This is a genomic window from Paenibacillus sp. J22R67 (genome assembly GCF_059692175.1).
This window is the reverse complement of sequence record NZ_JCAUAX010000003.1, coordinates 190,562-204,684: the sequence shown is the minus strand read 5'-3', so window position 1 is coordinate 204,684 and position 14,123 is coordinate 190,562. Positions and strand designations below refer to the sequence as shown.

The window sequence follows — 14,123 nt, the reverse complement described above, 5'->3', positions numbered from 1 at the left end:
TCTGCTCTAATTCGCCCCCTTTCGCATATTTAATGTCATAAAAACTAACATAAAATTAATAATACTCGCTATACAGCAAATATAAGTAGATTATGTTGATGAAATTATATATTCTTCCAATTAAACACGTCAACTAATATAACATACAAATCTATTGATATAATTGTGTTATTTTTGTTAACATCATATCTAATTAAAATTAAGATCTAAGAGTTAGAGAAGGAGATTCAGGATTTTCTTCTCGTGAACAGATAAGAGCTTGTCATATCCCTTCTGGATGCAAAAAAGCTAATGACTGCCCCTCTGATTGAGGGACGATTCCATTAGCTTTTTTGTAATATTTTGGGCAAAGGCATCACAACAAGATTTTTGAAGCAGCCGCAGCATCGAGAATAATCGTCGCACTCGCATGCAGCTGTAAGAAAGACGCCGGTACGCTAGTTGTTATTGGCCCAGCAAAAGCTTTTGCCACCATGTCGGCTTTATTGTCGCCTGTAGCAACCAGAACGATGTTCCGCGCTTTCATAACGGCCTCCAAACCAATCGTTATCGATTGCTTGGGAACCTCTTCCTCGTAACCAAAATGCGGCGATTGAGAAGGTCTGTTCTCTTCAAACAATTGCGAAATATAGGTTTTCGCCGGTATATGATCACTTGGTTCGATAAAAGCAATATGCCCGTTTAAGCCTAGCCCCATAAGCTGCCAATCAACGTAACCTAGATCGGCCAACAATTGATCAAATCTAAGGCATTCCGCCATCAGATCCGTTGAACTGCCATCGGGAATTTGCGGCTCGTATCGAAGCGTCTGAAGTTGACCAAACAAATGCTCTTGCATGTAGGTTCGATAACTTTCCGGATGATTAGCCGGAATGCCGACCAACTCATCAGGGTTAACGAATCTTGCTTCATGAAAGGAAAACTCTCCTGCTCGCTCCCGACGAATCCACTCTTGATAGATCCCATATTTTAAAGGTGACGAGCCAGTGGTCATGCCAAGCACCGATTTCGGATTACGCTTGATCTGTTCTGATAGCAGGTCCGCAACTCTAGTTTTAATTGCTTCCGCCGGTAATACTTCAATTTTCAATCGAATTCTCCTCTCCTTCATTTATGTAATTAGCAAACTGAATTTTGCCATTTCAAATTGTAACGGCTTGATTTTCATACTTCCATAACAATGCAGCGCCAACTGCCCCCGCATCTACTCCGAGAGATGAGCGAGTCATTTGTACATCTTTCACCATATCTTCGATTCCAAGTTTTTGAATCGTGTTCCACATTGGCTCGAAAAGCACATCCCCGCTTAGTGACACACCTCCACCGAAAATGATGATTTCCGGATTGAACAGATGAATAATGGTCACCATCGCCGCCCCAAGCGCTTCCCCTGCCTCTTTCATCAAAGAGACGGAATAAGGGTCACCGCTTGAAGCGGCCTCCGCCACAAGCTTCGCAGTAACCCTTTTCGGATCATGTCCGGCCATGGCGGCCAGCGGCGCGGTTTGCAGCTTGTCGGCAAGGATATCTTCAGCGGCTAGACGGGCTATTGAATTGCCGGAGGCATACATTTCTACACAACCTCTATTCCCGCACTTGCATGTTGGCCCTTTCCGATCAATGCTGATATGGCCGATCTCCGCTGCATTGTTCGAAGCACCCAGCAGCATGTGGCCACCACTTATGACACCGCCTCCTATCCCGGTGGACACGGTTACATACAAACAGTCTTCTGTTCCTTTGCCTGCACCAACGAGCCATTCCCCTAGTGCCGCTGCACTAGCGTCATTGATTAAGCGAACCGGAATGCCGAATTTCCGTTCCAATATTAGCCCTAAGGCAACATTCCTCCAGCCTAAATTTGTCGAGAGAACGATTGTTCCCGTATCCATATCAAGTATACCTGCAGTAGCGATACCTAGACTTAAAATACTGCGAGCATCAAGATTGGGTACAGAGGACAGCAGCGACTCAATCATATGAATCAGTCTTCTAATGACTTCATGCTCCCCTTCAACCGCCAAGGTAGGCTGTTGATCTTTGATTAGTACGTGCCCCTGGGCGTCCACCAAGGCAGCCAACATTTTAGTTCCACCAATGTCTATCCCTAAAAAGTACCCGTCAATTGTCATAGTTGCTCCTTCATCCATCTGTCTTGGTAGACTTGTACCTATGTTCTTTAATCTGTTGGATTCGAACAGGATCGATTGGGCCAAGCGGATCGCCATTTTTTCGTACACCTTTTCCGAAATGCACCTCTTGAACGCCTGTTTCGGCTACAAATGCAGGCAAAGAGGCAATCGTTAGGCCGCTTCCCGCTAAAATCTGTATGGACGTATTTTGACTCCAGGCAACCAGTTGCTTCATCTCTTGGACGGAATCTAGAACATTGGACTTGCCGCCCGAGGTAAGTATACGATCGAATTGCTTGAACTTATCTAGCTCATCTAGCGCTTCTTGAACATCCCGGACTTCGTCGAACGCACGATGGAAGGTAACGGAAAGCCCCTCTGCTTCTTCCAACAATCTCGCCACCACTTCCAAATCCAGACACTTGTCTTCAGTCAGCGCGCCAAACACTACGCCAGCGGCCCCAAGTTGTTTGACCATGCGGATGTCCGTAATCATGGCGGCAACATCTAGACGATCATAGCAGAAAGAATAGCAGTGAGGTCGGATCATAACCTGAACGGGAAGCTTGGTAGCCTGAACCGCTGCTTCGATAAGCCCATAACTTGGGGTAAGTCCGCCTTCCAGCATACCGGTAATTAGTTCGATCCGATCGGCACCACTCCGTTCGGCTGCAATGACGTCCCTCACACTCGTAGCAATAACTTCGAGCAGCATATGTTTCACCTAACCTTTCACAGCACCTTGTGTTAAACCAGCAACGATATATTTTTGCACGATGGCAAACATAATAACGACAGGAATGAGTGATATGATGCCTGCCGCACTCATTTGCCCCCAGTTGATATCGAATTTTTGAACAAAACTGCTTAAACCGACAGGGACCGTCTTAGCAGATTCGCTGTTTGTGAACATAACGCCGAAGAACAAATCGTTCCAAGAGCCAATAAAAGCAAACACAAATGTCGCCACGATACCCGGCTGCATCATCGGCAAAACAACCTTAGACATCGTCTGGAATTTGTTGCACCCATCAATCATGGCCGCTTCTTCCAAAGAAACCGGAATACGCTGAAAGAAACTGGACATCGTAATCAAGCAAAACGGTATATTCATCGCCGTGTACGTAATAATCAATGCGGGCAGCTTATTCAATAAATGGATTTGGCTAAAGGTAATAAACAAAGGCACTAGAATGACCATAACCGGTACCATTTGCGTAGCCAAAAAGGAGACGAGCACAAATTTTTTACCCTTAAACTGATATCTGGCCAAACTGTATCCTCCCAAAATGGAAGCAAGCAGAACCAGAATTGAACTACTCATACTGACTGTAAAGCTGTTCAATAAATACCGTGGGAAATTTGTATTTTGCAGAGTATCAACATAGTTTGCCAACGTAAGCGCTTTGGGCCACAAAGTCAATTGGCCGCTATATATTTCTTGTCTTGTTTTTAAAGAAGTCACAAGGATCCAATAAAAGGGAAGCAATGTACCTAATGCAAAAAGCAACAATACAACAAATCTAACTAATTCAGGAGCCGCTTTTCGTCCGAAGGAAGTCATTTTAAAAATCACCTGCATCGTCATATTTGGTTGCACGAAGGAAAATTAACGTATATACAATTAGGATAATCAACATGAGTACGCCAAGCGCGGATGCTTGCCCGAAGTCCGTCGTATATGAAATCTGATTGAATATGTAGGATGACAGATTATGCGAAGTGTTAGCTGGCCCCCCATTTGTCATGATATAAATAAGATCCGCTGAGTTGAACACCCAAATAACTCGAAGTAAAACAGTAAGGATAATCGTCGACTTAATGAATGGAATGGTCACATAAAATAACTTTGTCCATCTGCCAGCACCATCGATATCTGCGGATTCGTAAATATCCTTGGGCACTGATTGCAAAGCGGCCAGCAGCATGATTCCAAAGAACGGTACGCCGTACCAAACCATCGCGATAATAATGGGGAAAATCGAAATGCCAGGAAGCGCCAAAAACGAAATGCCTTTCTCCACGATTCCCATCTTCATTAACAGATAGTTAATCAATCCGTTTTGCTCACTGAACATCCACTTGAAAATCATCCCGATCAAAAAAGCAGAGACCGCCCATGGAAGAAATACAACCGATTGGTAGATGTTTTTTCCTTTAAACTTCGTATTCAAAGCCTGTGCCAGAATAAACCCGAGAACGAATTGCAGACCAACCGTCAAAACGACCCACAGTAAAGAATTCCACAAAATTCGAACGATATTGTTGTCTGTAAGTATGGCTTTAAAGTTCTCCAAACCAGAAAAACGAACGTCGTTCGGTTCAAACAAAATATAATGCATAAAGGCGAGCTTAAAGCCTTGGAGCAGCGGATATGCAAAAAAAGCTAACAGGATCAGGATGGCAGGAGCAATAAGCAAGTAAGGCTCCCATAGTTTCAATCTCAATTTCAAAGCCGCTTCACCTCCCTTTCGGATAAGGAAAAGACAACCGGGACAGAACTCCGCCTCGGTTGTCTGCTTCTAGATGTTCTTATTTATTATTTTTCAAATATTCTTGTTGCTCTTTCGTTAGGAAATCAGCCAAATGCTTAATTGTATCCTCGAAGGATTGCGTTTTACTCAAATATTTTTGAGTTTCTTGTACAGCGAATGTACCTGAGAATTGCCCCAGCTTGGTCAGATGGCTCGGCGGTCCGGCAAATACAATGTTCGAGTCCGCCATAGCACCTGCATATCCGGCAATTGGACCTTTGCTGAAAAACGGATCCTTCAGATTGTCCTTATAAATCGGAATGCTCGAGTTTTTAATGCTATATTGTAAATTGATCTCAGGGGAGCTTAAAAACTGAATAAACTTCCAAGCCGCATCTTTGTGCTCGGAGTTGGCTGCCATCGCGTATGCAGCTGTATAACCCCAGAAAATATAACGTTTGCCGTCATCAGATTTTGGCATCGGAACGACGTTCCATGAGCCTTCCTTCATGTTCTTTTGAGCCGTAATAATGACTTCAGGGGTTTGATTCAGGATGGCCGTCTGCCCGTTTAAGAAGCCCTGCACCATTTCATTAAAGCCCCAGTTGATCGACTCCTTAGGAGAATTACCATTTAAATAGATGTCATAAAACTTCTTGAATGCCGCTTGCGCTTCCGGTTTGTAAAGAATCGATTTGCCGTCTTTATCGAACCAACCCTCACTATGCGTCGCCGCCATAACGTATTCCATGGCCCGAAGAACACCGTTCGCGCCGCCTCGGAATGAAATACCATATCTTCCTTTGGAAGCATCCGTTAGCTGCTGGGAAAGCTTGAAGTAATCGTCCCATGTATCGATTTTCTCCGGCAAGTTACTTTCTTTGAACCAGTCGCTACGAATAAATAGACCTTGCAGCAAAAATCCATCGGGAATTGAATATACCTTGTCCTGATACTTGTTTCTTGCCTGCTTGAACGCCTCGGTCAGGTTGCCTACTTGATCCCATTTATCGTAATAAGGCTGTAGATTTTCGATATAACCGGCGGCAGACATAGCTACGAGAGATGTATCGTCGATGCTGATGACATCAGGGAGCTGTTTGGCAGCACCGAGAGCCATCCATTTCTTATTCGCATCATCCCAAGGAACGGAAGTGTATTCGACTTCAATGTTCGGGTTTTTGGTTTGGAATTGTTTGATGAAATCTTGCATGAGTGCTGTTCGCTCTGGGCTTGGAAGCGGATCTAAATACGTGATTTTTTCTTTTTTGCCTGAACTTTGAGCCGCATTACTTGAACTTCCTGCAGGTTCGCTGGAGCAGCCGACAAGTCCGACCGTCAGCACAAGAACCATGCTCATCACCATTGTTGACATTCTTTTTTTCAAAATAACCCCTCCCGATTGATCCTCGAAATTATATATGTAACTTGTCGGAGCGCTATTTGTGCTTGTCCGACAATGCTCATATCACTTATGAGTGAATTTGAAGTGCGAATACAGCTGTGTTGCGACCGATAATTTTCTTGTTATCATTCTTGATTTCTATGGGGGCGAGTTCATACATGCTCTGAATCGTGTTGATATTGTCATAATGGATTTGCTCCAAAATCGATGCGACGATTAACGGCCATTCATCCTCGGAACCGTCCAGCACTTTCAAGGCGAAGGCAAGTTTTTCTTTTTTTAGCCCGAAGCAATAGACGCCTTTGGCCCCACCCTTCGCGACAATGTTCGTATCCATAAGCAGAGCTGAACAAATGCGGTCAGAACCAGCAACCATCTCATAGTGCTCATTCATAAGACCAACCATCTTCTGAACAGCCGTACGAATCGCTGCATCCTCAATAAGTTCTGGGCAGGCCAACTTGAGAAAGGCTGTTGCCAAATTCCTCAAAGGAATGGCAAATACGGGGAAACCGCAGCCATCTGTGCCAAGCCCAATCTGGTCAATCGCGCATTCCGACAAGTACGAGAGCGTTTCCAATATCTCTAACTGCGCCGGGTGCTGAGGCTCATAATAGGTCTCCAAGGGATATCCCATCATTTTGCACAAGGCTAAAATCCCCAGATGCTTGCCGGAGCAATTATGATAAATCGAACGCTTAGGCGCTTGATTGCGAAGCAAGTCCTCCGTCGCGTAAACGCTAAGCGGGTAAGTCGGGTGGCATACAAGCCCGTCTTCCGCCACGCCAATCTTCTTGAGCATCGACTCGAGCGCATCAACATGAAATGGCTCGGCACGATGTGAACCCATCATGATTGCCGTTTCCTTACCGGTTAGCCCAAAGTGCACATCAGCACCATGGCGCAGCACAGGAATTGCTTGAAACGGCTTGCCAGCAGATCTCAGGAACGTGACTGCGTTCGTATCACCGACAACATACTTCACTTCCCCCGTATAAGAAACTCCACAAATGTGCCCCCGATGCACGCATTCTAAAGTTTCTCCGCGATACTCTTCGAGCAATACTTGGTCCATATGACTTCCTCCTAGGTTACATTTCATGATCCAATCGTTGCTGCAACACGAGGGTTGCCGCTCCGATAATAACTGCATTACTTTGCAGTTTGGAACTTACCAGCTTATACGTTCCGTTAAATGGCCCCCATATAAACTGATTTACTTTTTGCTTCACAGTTTCAAGCATTTCCACATGCTGCTCGATCAAATGTCCACCAAGAATGATCGTGTCCGGGTTGTACATGCACACAACATTGCTGACGGTAATCGCGATATATGTACAGGCACGATCAATAATTTGCACGGCCCATGTCTCATTATTGTGTGCACTGTCAAATATTTCTTTAATACTTGTTATAGGTTTAACTTTATTGGCTTCCTGAATGATGGTGAAATCAGCAATATAAGTTTGAAGACAACCGCGTTTCCCACACTCGCACAGCATGCCATTCGGGTCAACGGTTGAATGACCAATCTCACCCGCGATATTCGATTCTCCCCGGTAAACCGTACCATCAATGACGAGCGCGGAACCGACTCCGCTACCAAAACCAAGCAATACCGCTCTTTTGGAATCCTTGACGAAGCCGTAGTACGTTTCGCCCAGCGCCTTGACCTTCAGGTCATTATCGATAACAGTCGGAATATGGAGATGTGACTCTACCAAAGCAGCGAAATTGACATTTTCCCATCCTAATTGTGAAGAAAATACAATCGTTCCCTTATCCATATCGATGATTCCCGGAACGCCAATTCCGATTCCGATGATTTTAGAAATAACAATCTCATTGTGATCAATAAGCTCTTGAATGTATTCGGAAAGCTCACGAGCCACCTTAACCGGTTCATCCAAGTGATAAAGTTTCGTGATTCTATTCTCAGCAATCATGTGACCATCAAAGTCGACGATCCCTACTCTGATTAATCCTTTATCCATTTCGACACCGATCGTGAGCACGGAACCGGCATCAATATCTAGCATCGTCGCTTTCCTTCCTACACCTGAAGAGTATTGCTCCGTCTCCTTGACGAGACCGATTTGACAAAGATCGTTGACAATGCGACCTACAGAAGTGGCGCTCATCGAGGTGAGCTTAGCAATCTTCGCTCTGGATATCGGGCGACTGCTCTTAATGAGGTCGAGTACCATATTCTTATTTTTTTTCTTTATAAACTCCTGATCGTGCTTGCTAATATCCATTTCTTTACCACCTTTTATTAATCCATTGGTGTTATTAATTAGACAAATAAAATAAAATAATTGAATTAATTTATATAAAACTAGCGAAAATTATTAGGATTAAGACAATAATTAATCACATCATGTTAATAATAAGATAATATCAAGAGATCTATGTTCTGTCAAGAAATTTTGATTTTTATGTCATGTAATATAACATAAAATCATTAGTTTCATATAATTTTTTTAATGAACCCGATATCAAGCCTTGAATATTGTCATTTTATATGACATGGTTAATGCTCTTTCAGTTTTGCGTCTTCTAATCCAGCCCCTCTACGGCTCAGTTTTTAAGCACTTCTCAAGAAATGGAGAAAAACCGAGGATTCCCCTGAGAGAATATCCTCGGTTATAGCGGTCGAATTAAATCCCAGGATAACCTGGTGGATATGGATAGTAAGGATTAGGCGGATAAGGGTATGGATAACCGTAAGGAGGATATCCATAGTAGGGATCAGCCGCACCGTATACAATAGGAGCTACTAGCCATGGAAGTGCATTGTTGAAACCACCGCCAGGGTAGAAGCCGCCATGGAATCCAGGGCCGCCGAAGCCGGGTCCAATGTGACCAATCGGTCCATGGCCAAATCCAGGGCCAAAGCCACCGTGCCCAGGACCGCCAATGCCACCAATGCCACCGATGCCACCGATGCCACCGATGCCACCAGGGCCACCTATACCACCAATACCGCCTATACCGCCATGCCCAGGGCCACCTGGTCCACCGATTCCACCGTGTCCGATGCCTCCACCGCCATGTAAACCGCCACCAACCGGCGGACGAAATTCTTGTTCTTCAGGATTCGTCATTAAAGGATCACTCACATTCTTGTATAGTTGAAATGCCTAATACACTGTATGTGTGTGAATGCCTAGTTGGTGAATAGATCGCTGAAATTGGGCGAAAAATAAAACCCGAAGTACATTGTTCCTTTACAAATTTTTCTTTAATACTTACCATTCAACCTATTTCTTTCTAACACTCATAAGATCGCAAAGCCCAATAAAAAAGACAATAATCGTCGTCATGACAATAAATCGAAAATCCCATGCATTGGGGAATTCATTCACTTTGGTTCCCGTTATACGCAAAATGATTACAAAGAGGAGGAGAAGCAAGTCAAAAAACATACAATACGCCATACGCGCTGAAAGCTTGTGAAGGGGAAGTTTGTCCATCATCCTGCCAAATCCGAAAAGATCTGATGATTTATTCGGTTCATTGGATTTTTTCTGGGGGGAATTGTCCTTTGGAGGTTCAGTGTTCGGATTTTGTTCGTTTGTCATCCTTTTTTACAGATCGTTGAATAGCCTCGTTGACTTCCAGCACATCCAACCACATGAGCATTGCTGCGCCGAAACAAAATCCGATTATGCATATCCCCCCAAAGTTTGATAATATATTCATTTGCCAAGTCATGAGCACAGCCATTAAGCTTATAAAAAACAAGAAAACAATCCCCGTTTTTTTCATGAAGTTCACTTTCATTGTCTGTTACACCTCCCTTACTAGAAGTTAAAATAGTATATGATAGATTGCTAGATTCCGTGTTCCTATTTACTTAATAAATGCGAGTGTGCCCAACTTGCCCAGCACCATGAGCACATAGAGGCCCCAGCCTAATATGCATGCATGAATGTTCACAGGAGATGTTGGCGGGCGAGTTCCATCGAGACGATCCATGAAGGCGCCTCAGCTGAGTTAGATGGAAAAACTACCATTAATCTACACGGCTCAGTGGCAGCGAATGAAATAGCGGTAGGAACTCCATCTATTTTGTAAAAATTTGGATGAATCTGGTAAATTCATCTGAATTAACGGTAGAAAATCCAGTTAAATAGGAAAAAGCGGCTAATATGCGGTAAATAGCAGGAGGAATCGGCGTTAATTCCAAACAGCCCATCCCATTCTGTTGCCCCGCCCCCTGCCTGCCCTACCCAAAAAAAAAAAGCCCAAAGCGCCGCCAGCGCCTCAGGCTTAAAACTCTTGTTTATCTGTTCAGCAAGCTTCCCACATAACGCAGCAACTCATTGGCGCAAACGGGGCAATATCCATGCTCATCGATTAACTGCTTCGTAACATCGTTGATCTTCTTCAGCTGCTTCTCATCCGGTGTTTTCGACGATGTCGTAATCTTCACGATATCCTTCAGATCAGCAAACAGCTTCTTCTCAATAGCTTCACGCAGACGTTCGTGACTGCTGTAATCGAATTTCCGGCCCTTGCGGGAATAGGAGGAAATACGGATCAGAATTTCTTCACGGAACGCTTTTTTGGCATTTTCAGAAATGCCGATTTGTTCCTCGATGGACCGCATTAGACGCTCATCTGGATCCATCTCCTCACCGGTGAGCGGATCCTTGATTTTGCCCCAGTTGCAGTAGGCCTCAATATTATCGAGGTAGTTGTCGAAAATGGTTTTGGCTGACTCTTCGAAGGAATAGACGAAGGCCTTCTGCACTTCTTTTTTGGCAATATCATCGTACTCTTTACGCGCGACGGAGATGAAGTTCAGATACCGCTCACGCTCATCCTTCGTAATCGACGGATGCTGATCCAGGCCATCTTTCAGGGCACGAAGTACATCCAGCGCATTAATGCACTGAAGATCCTGCCTAATTAGAGCGCTCGAAATCCGGTTGATAACATACCGTGGATCAATACCGCTCATGCCTTCTTCTTGGAATTCATTTTGCATTTCTTTCAGATCGGCCTCTTTGTAGCCTTCGACGACTTCGCCGTCGTACATCCGCATCTTTTTGACCAAATCCATCCCTTGCTTCTTCGTTTCCTTCAAGCGGGTCAGGATGGAGAAGATCGCAGCCACACGTAACGAGTGCGGGGCTGTGTGAATGTGCGACATATCGCTCTGTCCAATGAGCTTGTAGTAAATTTTCTCTTCATCGGTTACTCGAAGGTTATACGGAATCGGCATGACAATCATCCTGGATTGCAACGCTTCATTCTTTTTATTCGCAATAAAGGATTTGTACTCGGTTTCGTTGGTATGAGCAACGATTAATTCATCGGCACTAATGAGCGCGAAGCGTCCCGCCTTGAAATTCCCCTCCTGCGTAAGTGAAAGCAGGTTCCAGAGGAACTTCTCATCGCACTTCAGCATTTCCTGGAACTCCATGATCCCGCGATTGGCTTTGTTGAGCTCCCCATCGAACCGGTAAGCACGCGGATCGGATTCGGAACCGAACTCCGTAATCGTCGAGAAATCGATACTTCCCGTCAGATCGGCGATATCTTGTGATTTCGGATCTGAAGGGCTAAATGTCCCAATACCGACACGACCTTCCTCTGATACAAACACACGCTCCACCATCACGTCTTCAATGCAGCCATTGTATTCGGTTTTCAAACGCATTTGGCAGGAAGGACATAAGCTGCCTTCAATTTTCACATTTAGCTCTCGCTCGATCTCGGGACGCAGTTCCATCGGAATCAGATGAAGCGGTTCCTCGTGCATCGGGCAACCTTTAATCGCATAGACGGCCCCCAAATCTGTCTTGGAAAACTGCTCTAATCCACGTTTTAGCATAGTCACAATTGTGGACTTACCACCGCTTACAGGACCCATTAGCAGCAAAATACGTTTACGAACATCCAATCGACGGGCAGCGGAGTGGAAATATTCTTCTACCAGCTTCTCAATCGCTCGATCCAGACCAAAAATCTCTTGGTTGAAAAACTTGTAAGACTTGTGCCCGGATTGATCATTAATCCCTTGCGAAGCAATCATATCATAGACTCTGGAATGTGCAGTTCTTGCGAGTCCAGGATTGTTGCGAAGCAATTCTATGTACTCCGCGAACGTACCGGTCCAGCCCAATGCATCCTTCTCCGTACGATGCTCCGAAATTCTTTTGAATATGTCCATGGGTACCTCCTTTCACTGCTGCCTTTTCAAAATATAGGTCAGCTCGTGATGGTGAATTGTGTACTACAATCCTATGCACCCACAGAAGAGAACTTGCCCGAAATTTTTATGAGAATTAGTTTTCACAAGAAACACCTACTCCAGCTTTCTCGGCAAAGCCGGCATGGCCATGATCATCTTGGTGCCCTGCTCAAGCTTGCTTTCAATTCGCAGTCCATACTGCTCGCCATAGACCATCTGAATCCTGCGGTGAACGTTCAAAACGCCGATGCCGCCCTTTTTACCCGCTTCATCCACTTCGCCATCAGCCAGTCTATTGGTATTCAACTTCTCTTGGAGCTGCATAAGTTTCGCTTCTGACATCCCAGAGCCGTTATCCTCCACACTGATCCAAAAGATGCCATCACTAACCCCTCCATCGATCCGGACAACATGATAATCCTCCAGGCCGTCAGGGAATGCATGTTGAAACACATTTTCAACTAGCGGCTGCAGTGTCAAACGAACCATAACGTGAAGCAAATATTCAGGCTTAATCGCCACATCAATCTCGAACTCCCGACCTATGCGATGCCTTAATACGACCAAATAATACATAACGTGTTTCAACTCATTAGCTACCGTAATTTCCTCCAGATTAGTCTGAACGGAGTAGCGCAGCATGTAAGCCAAAGCCTTCACAATTTCAGATATCTCCTCGGAGTCCTGAATAGTCGCGTAACAAACAATAGTCTCCAGCGTGTTGTACATAAAATGCGGATTAATCTGCAGCTGAAGCGATTGAAATTCGGCCTTCTGGCGCTCCATACGAATTTCGGAATTGCTTAATTCCACTTGTACGACCCGGTCTACGGCTTCGGAAAGCCGCTTGACCATCAAATTATAGCGGACCATCAGCTCAACAATCTCATCCCGGTGAGGAGGGAGAGGAATCGTGGCCCAATTCCCTTTCTCCGTCTCCCGCATGCCAGATTTGAGCGTTTGAACGGGTTTGGCAATGGATTTGCCGAATCTGTAAGCAAGCAGCATCGCCAAAATCAAAGTGAATAGACCAACGACCAGCGTTGTCGAGCGGATGTTGGAGAGCGGCTTGCGCAGCTCACGAAGCGGCATGGACACAACGAGCTGCCAATCGGAAGACTCCGATTTGCGGCTTACATACATGCGCTCATCGCCTTCATAGGCGTCGACAAAGGAATGCGAACCGGCTTGATTCAGCTTTTCAGAAAAAGCTTTCGGAACGGTCTTGCCGACTTTTAACCCATCCGGGTGATAGATGTAACGCCCTTTATCATCGATGATAAACAGGTACCCATACTTCCCTAAATCGATACCTTTCCACAGAGCTGATAGATCGGCAGACCGCATCTCAATCGCAAGTAAACCGGACAATTCCGGTGACGTGTAGCCGCGAATACGGCGGACGATTGTTAGCATTTGATTCTCTTGCCCTTCGATGATCGTGTGATTCAAGATGCTTAATTGTCCGTCAGCCGTCGTATTCGCGAGAAAATAATCGCGCTGCTTTTGGATGTCCTCGGCATTGAAGGATTGCTCATTCACATTATTATAATAGTAAACCGCGTTCTTCTTATCGCTGATCAGATAGACAGAAGCGAGTTTGGGATTACGTATAAACAAAGGATCAACGCTAAATTCGCGGATTGTTTTACGATACAAATAATAGTCATATTCTTCCCTTGTGGCAGGCAGATCAATGAACTCCATAATCTGTCTATTCGTTAACAACGAGACAATCGAGCGTTCGTAGTCCTGGAGATACAGATCTGTATGGTGAACGGCGTTGCCGGCAATTTGATTCATTTGATTTTCTACCATTTCTTCCAGTTCTCCAGAAGTAATGATATAGGAAAAGATACCTACACAGCTAAGTGAAAGGATAATAACAATGAGGAAATAAGCAAATA

The 14,123-nt window shown here is 44.9% G+C and carries 13 protein-coding genes; all 13 read right to left on the bottom strand.

Annotated features, from left to right (window positions below):
- Positions 1–355: 355 nt before the first annotated feature.
- Positions 356–1,090 carry a glucosamine-6-phosphate deaminase gene (locus AC58VC_RS12965; RefSeq protein ID WP_497369185.1) on the bottom strand — a complete coding sequence of 245 codons (735 nt, stop codon included), beginning with the start codon at positions 1,088–1,090 and terminating at the stop codon, positions 356–358.
- A 52-nt stretch (positions 1,091–1,142) separates the two neighbouring features.
- On the bottom strand, positions 1,143–2,228 hold the full coding sequence (locus AC58VC_RS12960; RefSeq protein ID WP_497369184.1) for an ROK family protein: 1,086 nt from the start codon (positions 2,226–2,228) through the stop codon (positions 1,143–1,145).
- On the bottom strand, positions 2,143–2,847 hold the full coding sequence (locus AC58VC_RS12955) for a copper homeostasis protein CutC (protein ID WP_497369183.1): 705 nt from the start codon (positions 2,845–2,847) through the stop codon (positions 2,143–2,145). The genes AC58VC_RS12960 and AC58VC_RS12955 overlap by 86 nt, the downstream gene beginning before the upstream one ends.
- A gap of 9 nt (positions 2,848–2,856) precedes the next feature.
- Positions 2,857–3,456: a carbohydrate ABC transporter permease gene (locus AC58VC_RS12950; protein WP_497369182.1), complete on the bottom strand. Its 600-nt coding sequence runs from the start codon at positions 3,454–3,456 to the stop codon at positions 2,857–2,859.
- Positions 3,457–3,697: 241 nt separating this feature from the next.
- The gene (locus tag AC58VC_RS12945) at positions 3,698–4,585 is read right to left on the bottom strand and encodes a carbohydrate ABC transporter permease (RefSeq protein ID WP_497369181.1); all 888 of its coding nucleotides are present in this window, start codon (positions 4,583–4,585) and stop codon (positions 3,698–3,700) included.
- 79 nt (positions 4,586–4,664) lie between these two features.
- Positions 4,665–5,993, bottom strand: a complete 1,329-nt coding sequence (locus AC58VC_RS12940) for an ABC transporter substrate-binding protein (protein ID WP_497369180.1) — start codon at positions 5,991–5,993, stop codon at positions 4,665–4,667.
- An 85-nt stretch (positions 5,994–6,078) separates the two neighbouring features.
- Complete coding sequence (locus AC58VC_RS12935; protein ID WP_497369179.1) at positions 6,079–7,086, bottom strand: asparaginase; 1,008 nt, start codon at positions 7,084–7,086, stop codon at positions 6,079–6,081.
- A gap of 16 nt (positions 7,087–7,102) precedes the next feature.
- Positions 7,103–8,269 (bottom strand): ROK family protein, encoded by a 1,167-nt coding sequence (locus AC58VC_RS12930; RefSeq protein WP_497369178.1) that lies wholly within the window; start codon positions 8,267–8,269, stop codon positions 7,103–7,105.
- 402 nt (positions 8,270–8,671) lie between these two features.
- Positions 8,672–9,118 (bottom strand): hypothetical protein, encoded by a 447-nt coding sequence (locus AC58VC_RS12925; protein ID WP_497369177.1) that lies wholly within the window; start codon positions 9,116–9,118, stop codon positions 8,672–8,674.
- A gap of 448 nt (positions 9,119–9,566) precedes the next feature.
- Complete coding sequence (locus tag AC58VC_RS12920; protein WP_497369176.1) at positions 9,567–9,782, bottom strand: hypothetical protein; 216 nt, start codon at positions 9,780–9,782, stop codon at positions 9,567–9,569.
- An 84-nt stretch (positions 9,783–9,866) separates the two neighbouring features.
- Positions 9,867–9,992, bottom strand: a complete 126-nt coding sequence (locus AC58VC_RS12915; RefSeq protein ID WP_497369175.1) for a hypothetical protein — start codon at positions 9,990–9,992, stop codon at positions 9,867–9,869.
- A gap of 307 nt (positions 9,993–10,299) precedes the next feature.
- Positions 10,300–12,195, bottom strand: a complete 1,896-nt coding sequence (locus AC58VC_RS12910) for a PrkA family serine protein kinase (protein WP_497369174.1) — start codon at positions 12,193–12,195, stop codon at positions 10,300–10,302.
- Positions 12,196–12,330: 135 nt separating this feature from the next.
- Positions 12,331–14,034: a cache domain-containing sensor histidine kinase gene (locus AC58VC_RS12905; protein ID WP_497369173.1), complete on the bottom strand. Its 1,704-nt coding sequence runs from the start codon at positions 14,032–14,034 to the stop codon at positions 12,331–12,333.
- Positions 14,035–14,123 lie beyond the last annotated feature (89 nt).